The 16,638-nt window shown below is 73.0% G+C and carries 12 protein-coding genes; 4 read left to right on the forward strand and 8 right to left on the reverse strand.

The features are described from left to right. Position 1: 1 nt before the first annotated feature. The 8 genes from ftsW to rsmH all read right to left on the reverse strand — a co-directional run bounded on the left by ftsW (position 2) and on the right by rsmH (position 10,571). Complete coding sequence (gene ftsW, locus ACGF1Z_RS07325) at positions 2-1,336, reverse strand: putative lipid II flippase FtsW (protein WP_393000930.1); 1,335 nt, start codon at positions 1,334-1,336, stop codon at positions 2-4. A 55-nt stretch (positions 1,337-1,391) separates the two neighbouring features. Next, positions 1,392-2,828 carry a UDP-N-acetylmuramoyl-L-alanine--D-glutamate ligase gene (gene murD / locus ACGF1Z_RS07330; protein ID WP_393000932.1) on the reverse strand — a complete coding sequence of 479 codons (1,437 nt, stop codon included), beginning with the start codon at positions 2,826-2,828 and terminating at the stop codon, positions 1,392-1,394. Continuing rightward, a complete protein-coding gene (gene mraY / locus ACGF1Z_RS07335) occupies positions 2,810-3,880 on the reverse strand; it encodes a phospho-N-acetylmuramoyl-pentapeptide-transferase (protein WP_393000934.1) in 1,071 nt (356 codons plus the stop codon). The genes murD and mraY overlap by 19 nt, the downstream gene beginning before the upstream one ends. Continuing rightward, on the reverse strand, positions 3,877-5,304 hold the full coding sequence (gene murF / locus ACGF1Z_RS07340; RefSeq protein ID WP_393000936.1) for a UDP-N-acetylmuramoyl-tripeptide--D-alanyl-D-alanine ligase: 1,428 nt from the start codon (positions 5,302-5,304) through the stop codon (positions 3,877-3,879). The genes mraY and murF overlap by 4 nt, the downstream gene beginning before the upstream one ends. A gap of 4 nt (positions 5,305-5,308) precedes the next feature. Continuing rightward, positions 5,309-6,991 (reverse strand): UDP-N-acetylmuramoyl-L-alanyl-D-glutamate--2,6-diaminopimelate ligase, encoded by a 1,683-nt coding sequence (locus ACGF1Z_RS07345; RefSeq protein WP_393000938.1) that lies wholly within the window; start codon positions 6,989-6,991, stop codon positions 5,309-5,311. Positions 6,992-7,042: 51 nt separating this feature from the next. Continuing rightward, complete coding sequence (locus ACGF1Z_RS07350; RefSeq protein ID WP_393000940.1) at positions 7,043-8,995, reverse strand: peptidoglycan D,D-transpeptidase FtsI family protein; 1,953 nt, start codon at positions 8,993-8,995, stop codon at positions 7,043-7,045. Positions 8,996-8,998: 3 nt separating this feature from the next. Beyond that, positions 8,999-9,523 (reverse strand): septum formation initiator family protein, encoded by a 525-nt coding sequence (locus ACGF1Z_RS07355; protein WP_393000942.1) that lies wholly within the window; start codon positions 9,521-9,523, stop codon positions 8,999-9,001. 88 nt (positions 9,524-9,611) lie between these two features. After that, positions 9,612-10,571: a 16S rRNA (cytosine(1402)-N(4))-methyltransferase RsmH gene (gene rsmH, locus ACGF1Z_RS07360; RefSeq protein ID WP_393000944.1), complete on the reverse strand. Its 960-nt coding sequence runs from the start codon at positions 10,569-10,571 to the stop codon at positions 9,612-9,614. A gap of 263 nt (positions 10,572-10,834) precedes the next feature. Here rsmH and ACGF1Z_RS07365 point away from each other — a divergent pair, with 263 nt between their 5' ends. The 4 genes from ACGF1Z_RS07365 (at position 10,835) to ACGF1Z_RS07380 (ending at position 16,457) form a co-directional block, all read left to right on the forward strand. Further along, the gene (locus ACGF1Z_RS07365) at positions 10,835-11,449 is read left to right on the forward strand and encodes a beta-class carbonic anhydrase (RefSeq protein ID WP_393000946.1); all 615 of its coding nucleotides are present in this window, start codon (positions 10,835-10,837) and stop codon (positions 11,447-11,449) included. 213 nt (positions 11,450-11,662) lie between these two features. Then, positions 11,663-12,691 (forward strand): AAA family ATPase, encoded by a 1,029-nt coding sequence (locus tag ACGF1Z_RS07370; protein ID WP_393000948.1) that lies wholly within the window; start codon positions 11,663-11,665, stop codon positions 12,689-12,691. After that, positions 12,691-14,058, forward strand: a complete 1,368-nt coding sequence (locus ACGF1Z_RS07375) for a DUF58 domain-containing protein (protein WP_393000950.1) — start codon at positions 12,691-12,693, stop codon at positions 14,056-14,058. The genes ACGF1Z_RS07370 and ACGF1Z_RS07375 overlap by 1 nt, the downstream gene beginning before the upstream one ends. Beyond that, complete coding sequence (locus ACGF1Z_RS07380) at positions 14,055-16,457, forward strand: DUF3488 and DUF4129 domain-containing transglutaminase family protein (protein ID WP_393000952.1); 2,403 nt, start codon at positions 14,055-14,057, stop codon at positions 16,455-16,457. The genes ACGF1Z_RS07375 and ACGF1Z_RS07380 overlap by 4 nt, the downstream gene beginning before the upstream one ends. Positions 16,458-16,638 lie beyond the last annotated feature (181 nt).

The following is a 16,638-nucleotide window of genomic DNA, read 5'->3' on the forward strand; positions in this document are numbered from 1 at the left end:
TTCACCGCTCTCCGGACGGACGCTTCTTGACGCGCCGTCGCATCGACTTCCATCTCCCCCCGGCCCGCTTGCCCCAGCCGGGGCGGCGCATGGCCAGGGCCGCTTTCGCGGCGGGTTCCTGTCGCGCGAAGGCGATCAGCAGCCCGACGGCGAACATGGTCGGCAGCAGGGCCGACCCCCCGTAGGAGAACAACGGGAGCGGGACTCCGGCGATCGGCAGCAGACCGAGCACCGCACCGATGTTGATCACGGCCTGCGCCGTGATCCAGGTGGTCACGCCTCCCGCGGCAAACCTGACGAAGGGGTCCTCCGTGCCTCCGGCCACGCGGATACCCGCATAGCCTAGAGCCGCGAACAGGGCCAGCACCGACAGCGTCCCCGCCAGACCCAGTTCCTCCCCGGTGACGGCGAAGATGAAGTCGGTGTGGGCTTCGGGGAGTTGACCCCATTTTTCCACACTTGCCCCGAGTCCGGAACCGAACCATCCCCCGGAGGCCAGCGCGTAGATTCCGTGCGCGGCCTGCCAGCAGGGGTCGCCCGCACCGCCCGGGTCGCTCGCGCCGATGCAGCCCAGCCGCTCCATCCGGTGCGGGCTGGTCTTGATCAGCAGCATGCCGAGCGCGCCGGCGACGCCGAGCACGCCGACGAAGAGCCGGGTGGGGGCGCCGGCGGTCCACAGCAGGCCGAACAGGATCGCCGTGAGGATGATCGCCGTGCCCATGTCACCGCCCAGCATGATCAGACCGAGCAGCAGAAACGTTCCCGGAACCAGCGGCACGAGCATGTGCTTCCACTGGGTCAGCAGCTTCATGTCCTGTTTGCGGGCCAGCAGGTCGGCCCCCCACAGGATCAGCGCCAGCTTGCCGAACTCGCTGGGCTGGAGCATGAACGGTCCGCCCAGTGAGATCCAGTTCTGGTTGCCGCCGACCGAGACCCCTATCCCGGGCACCTGCACGAGGACCATCAGGAAGATCGCCCCGACCAGGATCGGGTAGGCCAGCGCCCGGTGCAGCCGCACCGGCATCCGGGAGGCCGCGAAGAGCAGCCCGGCGCCCAGCAGCGCCGCGAAGAACTGCTTGCGGAAGAAGTACGACGGCACCAGGTCGTAGCGGAGCGCCGTGATCATCGAGGCGGAGTAGACCATCACCAGGCCGAGCGCGGTGATGAGCAGTCCCGCGCCGACGATCACGTAGTACGCCGTGAGCGGCCGGTCCCAGGCCCGGCGGGCCCGCTCGTAGGCCCCCCGCACTCCCCCCGCACGCCGGGGCCCCGGCGCCGCGGGGGCACGTCCGCCGCGTACGGCGGCCTTCCCCGGCCCGGCGGTTCTGCTCGGCATGGTCGCTGTCCCCTCCGGTCGTGCCCGGCCACGCCGGACCTGTTGGCTGGTCAGGTCAGGCGCGCCCGGTGGCGGCGAGGGCGCGGACGGCGTCCGCGAAGGCCTCGCCCCGCTTGTTGTAGTTGGCGAACATGTCCATCGACGCACAGGCCGGGGCCAGGAGGACCGTGTCCCCGGGCCGGGCGAGCGCGGCAGCCTCCTGGACCGCCGCCGACATCGCCCCAGTGTCGGTCCGGTCGAGGTCCACCACCGGGACCTCCGGGGCGTGTCGCGCCAGGGCTTCGCGGATCAGCTCCCGGTCCTGGCCGATCAGGACGACCCCGCGCAGCCGCTTCGCCGAGTTCGTCACGAGCTCGTCGAAGGTCGCGCCCTTGGCAAGGCCGCCGGCGATCCAGACGATCGGGTCGTAGGCCGCCAACGAGGCTTCCGCGGCGTGGGTGTTGGTGGCCTTGGAGTCGTCGACGTAGACGACGCCCTCGATCTCCTCGACCAGTTCGATGCGGTGCGGGTCGGGCCGGAAGGCCCGCAGTCCGTCCCGTACGGCCTTCGGCTCGACGCCGAAGGCGCGGGCGAGGGCGGCCGCGGCGAGCGCGTTGGCGATGTTGTGCGGGGCCGGCGGCTGGACGTCGGAGACCTCGGCCAGCTCCTGGGCGTTCTTCTGCCGGTTCTCGACGAAGGCCCGGTCGACGAGGATGCCCTCGACGACACCGAGCTGCGACGGACCGGGGGTGCCGAGGGTGAAGCCGATGGCCCGGCAGCCCTCCTCGACGTCGGCCTCGCGGACCAGGTCCTCGGTGACCTTGTCGGCCACGTTGTAGACGCAGGCGACCCGGTTGCCCTCGTAGACGCGGCCCTTGTCGGCGGCGTACGCCTCCATGGAGCCGTGCCAGTCGAGGTGGTCGGGCGCCAGGTTGAGCACGGCCGCCGAGTGGGCGCGCAGCGAGGGCGCCCAGTGCAGCTGGTAGCTGGAGAGTTCCACGGCGAGCACGTCGTAGCGCTCCTCGCCGAGGACGGCGTCGAGCAGCGAGACGCCGATGTTGCCGACGGCGGCGGTGCGCAGGCCGGCCGCCTCCAGGATGGAGGCGAGCATCCGCACCGTCGTGGTCTTGCCGTTGGTGCCGGTGACCGCGAGCCACGGGGCCGCCTCCGGCCCGCGCAGCCGCCAGGCCAGTTCGACGTCTCCCCAGATCTCCACGCCGGCCGCCCGGGCGGCCTGGAAGAGCGGCTTGTCGGGCTGCCAGCCCGGCGCGGTGACGATGAGTTCGGTGCCGGGCGGCAGGGTGGCCCCGTCGCCGAGGCGGACGGTGACGCCCTCCGCCTCCAGCTCGGCCGCCTGGGCCCGGGAGCGCTCGTCGTCGCCGTCGTTGACGACCGTGACGACCGCTCCGAGGCCGTGCAGGACGCGCGCGGCGGGGATGCCGCTCACGCCGAGCCCGGCGACGGTGACGTGCTTGCCCTGCCAGTCCAGCTCGCTCACTTTTCGGACGCCCATCCCGCGTAGAAGATGCCCAGGCCCACGATCACGTAGATGCCCTGGATGATCCAGAAGCGGACGACGACCAGGACCTCGGACCACCCCTTGAGTTCGAAGTGGTGCTGGAGGGGCGCCATCCGGAAGACGCGCTTGCCCGTCATCTTGAACGAGCCGACCTGGATGACCACGGACATCGTGATCATCACGAAGAGGCCGCCGAGGAGGGCGAGCAGCAGCTCCGTACGGGAGCAGATGGCGAGACCGGCCAGCGCGCCGCCGAGGGCCAGCGAGCCGGTGTCACCCATGAAGATCTTGGCGGGTGAGGTGTTCCACCACAGGAAGCCGAAGCAGGCGCCCATCAGCGCGGAGGCGACGACCGCGAGGTCGAGTGGATCTCGTACCTCGAAGCAGGCGTTCGGGTTCGTCAGGCTCATGGCGTTGGCGCACGACTCCTGGAACTGCCAGAGCCCGATGAAGGTGTAGGCGCCGAAGACCATCACCGACGCGCCGGTGGCCAGACCGTCCAGACCGTCCGTCAGGTTCACGCCGTTGGACATGGCCAGGATCATGAAGAGCGCCCAGACCACGAAGAGCACCGGGCCGATGGCCCAGCCGAAGTCGGCGATGAAGGAGAGCTTCGTGGAGGCCGGGGTGTTGCCGCGCAGGTCGGCGAACTGCAGCGAGAGCACGGCGAAGGCGATGCCGACGATCAGCTGCCCGGCCATCTTCGCCTTGGCCCGCAGGCCGAGCGAACGCTGCTTGACGATCTTGATGTAGTCGTCGAGGAAGCCCACCAGGCCCATGCCGGCCATCAGGAACAGCACCAGGACGCCCGAGTAGGTCGGGTCCTCGCCGGTGATGACCTTGGCCAGGGCGTACGCGATGAGGGTGGCCAGGATGAAGGAGATGCCGCCCATGGTGGGCGTGCCCTTCTTCCCGGCGTGGCCGCGCGGGCCGTCGTCGCGGATGAACTGTCCGTATCCCTTGCGGGCGAGCAGCTTGATGAGCAGCGGGGTGCCGATCAGGGTCAGGAAGAGCCCGATGGCCCCCGCGAAGAGGATCTGCCTCATCGGCCGGCGACCTCACCCTCGGAGCCCTCGAGCAGTGCCATGGCGACCCGCTCCAGACCGACCGACCTGGAAGCCTTCACCAGGACGACGTCCCCCGGTCGCAGCTCACTGCGCAACAGGTCGACCGCCGCCTGCGCGTCGGAAACGTGCACCGACTCCTCACCCCACGAACCCTCGTTATAGGCGCCCAGTTGCAGCCAGGACGCTTCCCTGTCCCCGACCGCGACGAGCTTGCTGACGTTGAGCCGGACGGCGAGCCGCCCGACCGCGTCGTGCTCGGCGAGCGACTCGTCCCCGAGCTCGGCCATCTTGCCGAGCACCGCCCACGTACGGCACCCCCTGGCCTGTGCGGGCCTGCCCATGGCCGCGAGCGCGCGCAGGGCGGCTCGCATGGACTCGGGGTTCGCGTTGTAGGCGTCGTTGACGATCGTCACGCCGTCCGGACGCTCGGTGACCTCCATGCGCCAGCGCGACAGGGTGCCCGCCTCGGAGAGCGCGGTGGCGATCTCCTCCACGGGCATGCCCAGCTCATGCGCGACGGCGGCCGCGGCGAGCGCGTTCGACACGTGGTGCTCACCGTACAGGCGCAAGGTCACGTCGCTGCACCCGGTGGGTGTGTGAAGCCTGAAAGAGGGCTGTCCGGTTTCTGTGAGCCGGACGTTCTCGGCACGTACGGCCGCTTCGTCCGCCTCTCCGAACAGGACGACGCGCGCCGCGGTCCGCTTGGCCATGGCGCGTACGAGGGGGTCGTCGGCGTTCAGCACGGCGATGCCGCCGTCCTCCGCCGACGGAAGGGACTCGACGAGTTCGCCCTTGGCCTGGGCGATCTGCTCGCGTCCGCCGAACTCGCCGATGTGCGCGCTGCCGACGTTGAGGACGAGCCCGATGCGCGGCGGGGTGAGGCCGGTGAGGTAGCGGATGTGGCCGATTCCGCGCGCTCCCATCTCCAGGACGAGGTGCCGGGTGCCGGCGTCGGCCGTGAGCGCGGTCAGCGGCAGCCCGATCTCGTTGTTGAGGGAGCCGGGCGTCCACACGGTGGGCGCGTGACGCTCCAGGACCTGGGCGATCAGGTCCTTGGTGGAGGTCTTGCCGGCCGAGCCGGTCAGCGCGACCACGTCGGTGCCGAGGCGTTCGACGACCGCCCGGGCGAGGGCCCCGAGCGCCGCCTGGACGTCCGGCACGACGAGCGCGGGCACGCCGACGGGGCGGACGGCGAGCACGGCGACGGCGCCCGCGGCGACGGCCCGCTCGGCGTAGTCGTGGCCGTCGACGCGCTCACCCGTGAAGGCGGCGAAGAGACTGCCGGGCCGCACCTCGCGGGAGTCGATCACGACGGGGCCGGTGACCTGGACGGCCGGATCCGGTATGTCGTGCGGCTGCCCGCCGACGATGGCGGCGATCTCGGCGAGGGAGAGGGCGATCACTGCTTCATCCCTGACTGTTCTGGTGACGGTGTGCGTCCTGCTGGCTCTGCCGGCTCCGGATCGCCTCGCGCAGGACCTGACGGTCGTCGAAGGGGCGGACCACGCCGGCGGTCTCCTGGCCCTGCTCGTGGCCCTTGCCCGCGACCAGGACGGTGTCGCCCGGCTCGGCGCGGGCCACCGCGGCGGCGATGGCCGCCGCCCGGTCGGCGTCGACCAGGACCTCGCCGCGCTGGTACGCCGGCACCTCGGAGGCGCCGGCCAGCATCGCGGTGAGGATCGCGAGCGGGTCCTCGGAGCGCGGGTTGTCCGACGTGAGGACGGCGGTGTCGGCGAGCCGGGCCGCCGCGGCCCCCATCGGGCCGCGCTTGGTGATGTCGCGGTCGCCGCCGCAGCCGATGACGACGTGCAGCCTTCCGCGGGTCACCTCGCGCAGCGAGCGCAGGACCGATTCGACGGCGTCGGTCTTGTGCGCGTAGTCGACGACCGCGAGGTACGGCTGGCCCGCGTCGACGCGCTCCAGGCGGCCGGGGACGCCGGGGACGGCGGCGATGCCGTCGGCGGCGGTCTGCGGGTCGATGCCCGCCGTGGCGAGCGTGACGATCGCGGCGAGGGTGTTGGCGACGTTGAACGGTCCGGGCAGCGGGGCGGTGGCGGAGACCCGCACGCCGTCCGGACCGATGACCGTGAAGGTGGAGTCGGCGGCTCCGCTGAGGACGTCCTCGGCGCGCCAGTCCGCGTTCGGGTCGCCCGCCGCGGAGAAGGTGACGACCGGGACGGACGCCTCCTTCGCGAGGCGCCGGCCGTACTCGTCGTCGAGGTTCACCACGCCGCGCCTGCTGCGCCGGGGGGTGAACAGCCGCGCCTTGGCCTGGAAGTAGTCCTCCATGTCGGAGTGGAACTCCATGTGCTCCGGGCTCAGGTTGTTGAAGACGGCGACGTCGAAGACGCAGCCGTCGACCCGGCCGAGCACGAGGGCGTGGCTGGAGACCTCCATGGCGACGGCCTCGACGCCGCGCTCGCGCATGACCGCGAACAGGGCCTGGAGGTCGGTGGCTTCGGGGGTGGTCCGCTCGGACTTGATGCGCTCGTCGCCGATGCGCATCTCGACGGTGCCGACCAGGCCGGTGGCCTTGCCCGCGCCGCGCAGTCCGCCTTCGACGAGGTAGGCGGTGGTGGTCTTGCCCGAGGTGCCGGTGATGCCGATCTGGAGGAGGTCCGCGCCGGGCCGCCCGTAGATCTCGGCGGCGAGCTCGCCCATCCGACCGCGCGGGTCCTCGACGACGAGCACCGGCAGGCCGGTCGCGGCGGCGCGCTCGGCGCCCGCCGGGTCGGTCAGGACGGCCGCGGCGCCGAGGCCGGCGGCCTGGGCGACGAAGTCGGCGCCGTGCGCGCGGGCGCCGGGCAGCGCCGCGTACACGTCGCCGGGGCGGACCGCCCGCGAGTCGTGCGTGATGCCGGAGACCTCGGTGTCGGGTCCGGCACCGGCGGTTCCGACACCCAGCCGTGCGGCGAGCTCGCCCAGGGGTGTCGGGCGGAGCCGCTCCGGTCGGGGCGGGGTGGTTCGGTACTGATCAGCGTGTGGCACGGCGGTGAGCGTACCGGGCTCACCCGCCGCGGGGCTAAATCGGGCCGCGGCGGCGTCGGAGTTCGTTTTCCGGTTCCCGGAACGAGGGGTGATCGATGTCACTGGAGCTCCCGGAGTGTCACGGGGTGTCACGGGCGTACGGCTTTCGGGGGGTCAGGGGGTGAAGGCCACCGGGAGTCGGGCGGGGCCGCTGCCGGTCGGCGGGACGTGCAGGGTCTTGAGGGCGAACTCCATCACCTTCTTGTAGATGGGTCCGCAGATCTGGCCGCCGAAGTACAGGCCCTTGGTGGGGTTCTGGATGGCGCAGTAGACCGTCACGCGGGGCCGGTCGGCGGGGGCGAAGCCGGCGAAGGAGGCGGTGTAGCCCTTGTAGCGGCCCAGTTCGGGGTCGACCCGGTTGGCGGTGCCGGTCTTGCCGGCGACGCGGTAGCCGGGGATGGCGGCCTTGTTTCCGGTGCCCTCCTCGTCGTCGACGACGGACTCCAACATCTGCGCGAGGGTCTTGGCGGTCTTCTCGCTGACCACCCGGGTCTCCTTGGGCGCGGGGGCCGCGGTGAAGCGCCCGTCCGGGCCCTTGGTGCCGCGCACCAGGGTCGGCTCGATCCGGACGCCGCCGTTGGCGATCGTGGAGTAGACCGAGGCGGCCTGCATGGCGTTGAGGGAGAGCCCCTGGCCGAAGGGGATCGTGTACTGCTGCGAGGTCGACCAGTCCTGCGGCTTGGCGAGGATGCCGGCGGTCTCGCCGGGGTAGCCGAGGCCGGTGGGGCTGCCGAGGCCGAACTTGCGCAGGTAGCCGTGGAGCACCCGGTTGGACTCGGCCTGGTTCCTGCCGAGCTGGCCGGTGGCGAGGATGGTGCCGATGTTGCTGGACTTGGCGAGGACGCCGTTGAGCGTCAGGTACCAGGTCTTGTGGTCGACGTCGTCCTTGAAGAGCCGGTCGCCACGGTGCAGCCGGTTGGGGACGACCACCCGGGTGTCGGGAGCGGCCACGCCCTCCTCCAGGACGGCGGCCATGGACATCACCTTGGCGGTCGAGCCGGGCTCGTAGGCGTCCTGGAGGGCCGCGTTGCCCATGGCCGTGGAGTTGGCCTGGGAGAGGTCGTTGGGGTCGAAGCCGGGGGCGTTGGCCATGGCGAGCACCTCGCCGGTCCTGGTGTCCTGGACGACGACGTAGCCGCGGTCGGCCCTGGACTTGCGGACCTGCTCGGTGATGGCCTGCTGGGCGGCCCACTGGATGTCCCGGTCGATGGTCAGCTCGATGTCGGAGCCGGGCACCGCCGGGGTGCCCTGGGAGCCGGCGGTGGGCACCCGCCGGCCGCCGGACTGGGCGAAGCGGATCTTTCCGTCCTTGCCCGCGAGTTCCGTGTCGAGCATCGACTCCACGCCGCCGGCACCGCGGCCCTCGGCGTTGACGTAGCCCAGTATCCCGGCGGCCAGCTCCCCGTTGGGGTACACGCGCTTCTTGCTGGGCTCGCTGAGGACGCCGCCGAGCAGATTGACGCCGTTGCCGCCGTTGGCGGGCTTGGCCTTCTGCTCGTAGACCTTCTTCAGGTCCTTGATCTGGTTCCAGACCTGGGGGGTCTGCTTGCGGGCGAGCATCGTGTAGCGGGACTTGGGGGTGCGCAGCTTCCTGGCGAGCTCGGCGGGCTGCTTGCCGAGGATCGGGGCGAGCAGCGCGGCCGCCTGCTCGGGGGCGTCCCGGAGCTTGGACTCCTCCGGCGTGAAGAGCTTGGGGTCGGCGGTGACGTCGTACGCGTCGACGCTGGCGGCCAGGGCGACCCCGGAGCGGTCGGTGATCTCACCCCGGTCGGCGGAGAGCGTGTACTCCTGATAGCGGTGCTTCTCGGCCTTGGCGGCGTACGCGGCCGCGTCCACGGCCTGGACCTGCAGCAGCCGGACGACGAAGACGAGCATGACGAGGGTGAGCCCGAGGGAGACCAGGCGCAGCCGCGGCTTGGGCCTGCCGAGGCGGATCGTGCGGGCCCTGGCGGGCGGCCGGGCGGCGGGGCGCCGCGCCTGGGCGGGCCGGCGGGCGGCCGCGGGGCGGGGGCGTGCGGGCCGCGCGGGGCCGGGGACACGGCGGGGCGGGGGCTCCTTGGGGGGCACGGGTCACCTGCCGGAGGTCGTCGGGGCGGTCGCGGTGGTCTTCGGCGTGCCGGCGGTCGCCGGCGGCGTCGGCACCGGGGGCTTCTGCGTCTCCGGGGCCGTCACGGGGCCGCCGGACACCGGGGGCGTACGGTCGGCGGCCGGCCGGGGCGAGGGCTTCGGGGAGGCCGCCTCGGAGGGGACCCCGCGCACCTTGCCGTCGGGGTCGAGGAAGGCGGGGCTGCCACCGGGCACCATGCCGAGCTCGCGGGCGCGGCGCTCCAGGGCGTCCGGCGCGGAGCTGTCGTCCACGTCCCGTTGCAGGGCCTGCTCCTCGTCGGTGAGCTCGGTGGTCTTCTTCTTCAGCTCGCTGAGCTTGAAGGAGCCCTGGTTGAGCGCGGAGTTGAGCAGCAGGAGGCTGATCAGGCCGCCGCCGAGCAGGACCACGACGAGCAGGACGAAGGGGGTGCGGGCCGCGGTGCTGGGGCCGGACGGCATGAGCCGCCCGAGCCGTGCGGCCCGCCCTTTGAGGGGCCCCTGTTGCGTCATCGCCCGTCCCCGTCCGCTTCTCCGCCCGCGAGGCGCTCCGGTGCGGGCATGTCGGTCGTGTGCGGCCCGGCGGCCTCGCGTGCGCGGCTCACGGGAGCACGTCCTCCCTGATCCGCTCCGCACCCCTCAGACGCGCCGGAGCCGCCCGGCGGTTCTCCGCGATCTCCTCCTCGGTGGGGAGCTCGGCGCCACGGGTGAGGAGCTTCAGGCGGGGCTGGTACTGGTCGGGCACGACCGGGAGGCCGGGCGGGGCGGTGTTGGCGGCGCCGGCCGCGAACACCTGCTTGACCAGCCGGTCCTCCAGGGAGTGGTACGACAGGACCGCGATGCGGCCGCCGACGGCGAGGGCCTTCACCGCCGCCGGGATCGCCTCCTCCAGCACCGAGAGCTCGCCGTTGACCTCGATGCGCAGCGCCTGGAAGGTGCGCTTGGCCGGGTTGCCGCCGGTGCGCTTGGCGGCCTGCGGAAGGGAGTCGCGGATCAGCTCGACCAGGCGGGCGCTGTTGGTGAAGGGCTCCTTCTCGCGCTCGCGCACGATCGCGGAGACGATGCGCTTGGCCTGCTTCTCCTCGCCGTACGCGCGCAGGATGCGGACGAGCTCGCCGGGTGGGTAGGTGTTGAGCACCTCGGCGGCGCTGATGCCGGTCGTCTGGTCCATGCGCATGTCGAGGGGGGCGTCCTGCGCGTAGGCGAAGCCGCGGTCGGCCTCGTCGAGCTGCATGGAGGAGACGCCCAGGTCGAAGAGGACGCCGTCGACGCGCGGGATGCCGAGCCGGTCGAGGACCTCGGGCAGCTCGTCGTAGACCGCGTGCACGAGGGTGGCGCGCTCCCCGTACGGGGCGAGCCGCTCGCCGGACAGGCGCAGCGCCTCCTTGTCCCGGTCGAGGGCGACCAGTCGCACCTCGGGGAAGCGGCTCAGGAGCGCCTCGCTGTGTCCGCCGAGGCCCAGGGTGCAGTCGACGACGACCGCGCCGGGCCGCTCCAGGGCGGGCGCCAGCATGTCCAGGCACCGATGGAGCATCACCGGGACGTGTCGGTCGTTGCTCAATGCGCCCTCTCAGATCCGGCGGGAACGGCACCACCGGCGAGCGGGAGGGCCGAGCCGTGGGTACCGCCGCACTTAACGGGGAGAAACGGCGGAAATCGCGCGATGTCTCCGTGAACTTCGCGCCACTTTAGTCCACCGGACCGACCGGTCAACCAACCGGCTGGCGCGCCGCGCGCCCCGCCGGAAGGGGGCGGACGATTCGCGCCGTTCACCCGGTCGGCCCCGTTCCCGGCAGCCTGTGGCTTCGCTCACAACACGGTTCAATGACGCTCTTTGTCCGCCCTCACAGCAGGCCTGTTCAGCCCGTGACCACTACGGTCGGAGACATGTCGACCTCTGCGCACACCTCCGCTGCCGCCATACGTACCGAGAGCGCGGTCACCGACCGTCTCGTCCAGGCCAATCGACGTTACGCCGACGACTTCACCGACCCGGGAATGGACGCGCGGCCGGTGCTGCACGTCGCCGTGGTCGCCTGCATGGACGCCCGTCTCGACCTGCACGCCGCGCTCGGCCTCGAGCTCGGCGACTGCCACACGATCCGCAACGCCGGCGGTGTGGTCACGGACGACGTGATCCGTTCGCTCACGATCAGCCAGCGGGCGCTCGGCACCCGCAGCGTGATGCTGGTGCACCACACCGGCTGCGGTCTGGAGTCGCTCACCGAGGACTTCCGGCACGAGCTGGAGGACGAGGTCGGCCAGCGTCCGGCCTGGGCCGTGGAGGCCTTCCGTGACGTCGACCAGGACGTCCGCCAGTCGATGCAGCGGGTGCGCACCTCCCCGTTCCTGCTGCACACCGACGACGTGCGGGGCTTCGTCTTCGACGTGACGACGGGTCTGCTGCGCGAGATCGACCCGGCCGCCGCGGCCGGATAACCCGCCGTCGCTCCTGGTCCGGGCCGTCCCGTTCGGCCCGGACCGGCCCGACACAAGGCCACAAACCCCGGCGATTCGCCCGGAGTTATCCACAGGCCGACCGCAGGCAAGTGACACGACCCGGTCACGCCAACAACAATGCACGGGTGACACCCCCCGGCCCAGCCGCCGGGTGCAGGTGTCGGAGCTGCGGAAAGGGCCGAGGAGGGCCGGGTGACGACCTATGACGATCGAGCGAGCCTCACAGATCTGACCACCACAGCGGAGCGGGTCCGCAGGTCGGTGGAGGGTGTGATCGAGGGCAAGCCCGAGGTCGTACGGCTTGCGCTGACCGTGCTGCTCGCGGAGGGACATCTCCTCATCGAGGACGTCCCGGGCGTGGGCAAGACGATGCTGGCCAAGACGCTGGCGCGGTCCATCGACTGTTCGGTCCGCCGTATCCAGTTCACGCCGGACCTGCTGCCGTCGGACGTCACGGGTGTGTCGATCTTCGACCAGCAGCGACGCGAGTTCGAGTTCAAGCCGGGTGCGATCTTCGCGCAGATCGTCATCGGCGACGAGATCAACCGGGCCTCGCCGAAGACCCAGTCCGCGCTCCTGGAGTCCATGGAGGAGCGGCAGGTCACGGTCGACGGCCAGACCTACGAACTGCCCGGCCCCTTCATGGTGGTCGCCACGCAGAACCCGGTGGAGATGGAGGGCACCTATCCGCTGCCGGAGGCGCAGCGCGACCGCTTCATGGCCCGCGTCTCCATCGGCTACCCGAACGCCGAGGCCGAGCTCAAGATGCTCGACGTGCACGGCGCCGCCTCCCCGCTGGACGACCTCCAGCCGGTGGCCCACGCCCACGACGTGCTCAAGCTGATCGAGGCGGTCCGCTCGGTCCACGTCGCCGACGCCGTCAAGCGCTACGCGGTCGACCTGGTCGCCGCCACCCGCACCCATCCCGAACTGCGGCTCGGCGCCTCGCCGCGCGCCACGCTGCACCTGCTGCGGGCCGCGAAGGCCTCCGCCGCGCTGAGCGGCCGGGAGTACGTGCTGCCGGACGACGTCCAGGCGCTCGCCGCCCCGGTGCTCGCCCACCGCCTGCTGCCGACCGCGACGGCCCAGCTGAGCCGCCGCACGGCCGAGCAGGTCGTGCACGACATCGTCCAGCGGACCCCGGTCCCGGCCGCCGCTCCCCCGGTGCAGCAGCCCGGCCCGCTCTACGGCCAGCAGCAGCCCGGCGGCCGGCGGCTGTGATGGGCACCGCCGCCGCTCCGCCCGGGGCCGGCCCCCTGGGGAGTCCGGACGAGGGTGACCGGGGCAGCCTCCGGGCCGCCCTGGGCGGGCTCACCACCCGCGGCCGGTCCTTCCTCGCCGCCGGGCTCGCGGCCGCCGTCTGCGCCTACGTGCTCGGCCAGGCCGATCTGCTGCGCGTCGGGCTGCTGCTCGCCGTGCTGCCGCTGATCTGCGTCGTCGTGCTGCACCGCACCCGCTACCGGGTCGCGGGCAGCCGCCGGCTCGCCCCGCAGCGGGTCGAGACCGGCGCGGAGGCCCGGGTGCACCTGCGCGTGGACAACGTGTCGCGGATGCCCACCGGTCTGCTGATGCTCCAGGACCACGTGCCGTACATGCTGGGGGCGCGCCCGCGGTTCGTGCTCGACCGCGTCGAGGCGGGCGGCCGCCGCGAGGTCTCCTACCGGGTCCGCTCCGACCTGCGCGGGCGCTTTCCGCTCGGCCCGCTGCAGCTGCGGCTCAACGACCCCTTCGGGATGTGCGAGCTGACCCGGTCCTTCGGCGCGTACGACACGCTGACCGTGATCCCGCGCACCGAACCGCTGCCCCCCGTGAAACTGGCGGGCGAGTCCGCCGGATACGGGGACGGGCAGCAGCGGTCCCTGGCGCTGGCCGGGGACGACGACATCATTCCGCGCGCCTACCGGCACGGCGACGACCTGCGCCGGGTCCACTGGCGCTCCACCGCGCGCTACGGCGAGCTGATGGTGCGCCGCGAGGAGCAGCCGCAGCGCGCCCGCTGCACCGTGCTCCTGGACACCCGGGACATCGCCTACGAGGGCGCCGGACCCGACTCGGCCTTCGAGTGGGCCGTCTCCGGTGCCGCCTCCGTGCTCACGCACATGCTGGCGCGCGGCTACGCGGTGCGGCTCCTCACCGACACCGGCAGCAGCGTGCCCGGTGAAGGCGCCGAGGGTTTCGTCGGCTCCGGCCACGACTCGGCGGACGCCGCGGGTCTGATGATGGACACGCTCGCGGTCGTCGACCACTCCGAGGGGGCCGGGCTCTCCCGCGCGTACGAAGCGGTGCGCGGCGGACACGAGGGACTGCTCGTCGCCTTCCTCGGCGACCTCGACGAGGACCAGGCGGCGCTCACCGCCCGGATGCCGCGGCGCGCCGGGGCGGCCGTCGCCTTCGTGCTCGACTCCGGGACCTGGCTCACCGGCGGCGCCGTCGCCGGACCGGTGGAGGACCGGCTGCGGCAGCTGCGCGAGGCGGGCTGGCAGGCCTTCCCCGTGACTCCCGGCGTCCGGCTCGCCGATCTGTGGCAGCAGGCCGGCGGGGCGGCCGTCCAGGCCCCCGCGGCCGACACGTACGGAGGTTGGTCATGAGCGGGCGCGCGCGGCTGACGCTCGCGGCCTTCGGCGCGACGCTGGCGGCGTCGACGGCACTGGTGCCGCTGGTGAAGCCGGCGACCTGGATCTTCACCGCGGCCCTCCTGCTGGGTCTGCAGAGCGCGGTCGGCACGGTGACCCGGCGGGTGCCCCTCGCCCGGCCGCTGACGATCGCCGCCCAGGCCCTCGTCACGCTGCTCGTGCTGACCCTGGTCTTCGCCCGCGAGCAGGCGGTCCTGCTCGTCCTGCCGGGGCCGGACGTCTTCGCCGCCTTCGGGACCCTCTTCGAGGCCGGCGTGAACGACGTCGGCACGTACGCGATCCCGGCCCCGAACACCCCCGGCATCCGGCTGCTCCTGGTCACGGGCGTGGCGGCGATCGGGCTCCTCGTGGACACGCTCGCGGTGACCTTCCGCAGCGCGGCCCCGGCGGGCCTGCCGCTGCTCGCGCTGTACTCGGTGGCCGCGGGGCTGTCCGGCGGGGGCGCGGGCTGGCTGTACTTCCTCCTCGCCGCCGCGGGCTATCTGCTGCTGCTCCTGGCGGAGGGCCGGGACCGGCTCTCCCAGTGGGGCCGTGTCTTCGGCGGCGCCCAGCGCTCCGGCCGGCCCGGCTCCGCGCCGGCCGAGGGCGGCCCGGCGTTCGCGCCGGCCCGCACCGGGCGCCGGATCGGCGCGGTCGCCATGGGCATCGCGCTCGTGGTGCCCTTCGCGCTGCCCGGGCTCAGCGGAGGCATCCTCGGCGGCGGGGACAAGGGCGAGGGCAGCGGCGGCAAGGGCGGCACGATCTCGGCGGTGAATCCGCTGGTCTCGCTCCAGAACGACCTGCGCCAGCCCGAGGACCGCGAGGTCCTGCGCTACCGCACCAACGCCACCGACACGCGGAACCTGTATCTGCGGCTGGTCGCGCTCGACCAGTTCGACGGCACCTCCTGGAAGTCCTCGGTCCGCCCGATCGAGGAGGTGCCCGAGGAACTGCCCTGGCCGGTCGGCCTCTCGCAGGACGTCCGCACCACGCAGATCACCACCAACCTCGTCGCCTCCACGGCGTACGAGCAGAAGTGGCTGCCCATGCCGTACCCGGCGGCGAAGGTCTCCATCGGCGGCAGCTGGCGCTACGAGCCCGCCGGCCGGATGCTCGTCGGCGACAGCGGACAGAACACGGCGGGCGCCCGCTACACGGTGACCAGCCTGGACGTGCAGCCGAGCCCGGAGCAGCTGTCGGCGGCCCCGGACGCGCCGGACGCGCTGCGCCGGGAGTACACCAGGGTCCCTGCCTCCCTCCCCGCCGACGTGCGGGAGACGGCCCTGGAGGTCACCCGGGGGGCGCGCAACGACTACGAGCGGGCGGTGAAGCTCCAGGACTGGTTCGCCGAGGACGGCGGCTTCCGCTACGACGTGGAGGTCAAGTCCGGCACCGGGGTCCAGGCGATCTCCCGCTTCCTGAAGGACAAGGAGGGCTTCTGCGTCCACTTCTCCTTCTCGATGGCGGCGATGGCCCGTTCCCTGGGCATCCCGGCCCGGGTCGCGGTCGGCTTCATGCCGGGCACCCAGCAGTCGGACGGCGCCGTCTCGGTCGGCATCCGGGACGCGCACGCCTGGCCCGAGCTGTACTTCGAGGGCGCCGGCTGGACCCGCTTCGAGCCCACGCCCTCGCGCGGCACGGTCCCCGACTACGCGCGTGAGCAGTCCACGGGCGGCGCCGCGGTCCCGTCGGCGCAGCCCTCCACGAACGCCTCGGCCCAGCCGTCGGCGGTCCCCAGCAGCTCGGAGAGCTGCCCGCCGCAGCTGAAGCGGCTGGGCGAGTGCGGGCCGGATCTGGCCGCGGGCGGCACTGGCCCGGACGACGGCGGCCTGCCGCCGTACCAGATCGCCCTGATCTGCGCCGGGATCCTGCTGCTCCTGTGCCTCCCACTGCTGCCGCTGCTGTGGCGCACCCGGGTCCGGGCCCGGCGCCTCGGCCCGGCCGGCGACCCGGTCACGCGGGTCCTGGCGGTGTGGCAGGAGATCAACGACCTGGCCTGGGACCACGGTGTGGCCCCGGACGAGTCACGGACGCCCCGCAGGACGGCCGCGCGACTGGTCCGCGAGGCGGGTCTGCCGCAGGACGCAGCCGACGCGGTGCACCGGGTGGCCCGGGCCGTCGAGGAAGCCCTCTACGCCCCGCGCCCGCGTCCGGCCACGGGCCTGACCGAGTACGCGGCCGTCGTCCGCCGCGGCTTCCACACCGTGTCCTCCCGCCGCACCCGGCTGCGCGCACTGCTCGCACCGCGCTCGGCCGCGCGGGTGATCCGGGCGACGCGGGAACGCACGAGCGCCCTCGGGGAAGCCTGGTCCGCGAGGACCGGCGCGCTTCGGGAGGCGATCCCCCGCCGCCGCCCGTCCCGCGAAGCGAGCTGACGCACCGCCCGGGTCCCGCCCCCGGAGGGCCGGGACCCGGGCAGGCCAGGGCCCGGACGGGGCAGGACCCGGGCAGGTCTGGACCCGGACGGGGCAGGACCCGGGCAGGTCAGGACCCGGACGGGGCAAGACCGGGGCAGGGCCCGGCAGGAGCCGTCCCCCGAGAGGGCTTCTCCGGGGG

It is taken from the genome of Streptomyces sp. NPDC048018, from assembly GCF_043202995.1.
In the GTDB taxonomy this organism is placed as follows: Bacteria; Actinomycetota; Actinomycetes; order Streptomycetales; family Streptomycetaceae; genus Streptomyces.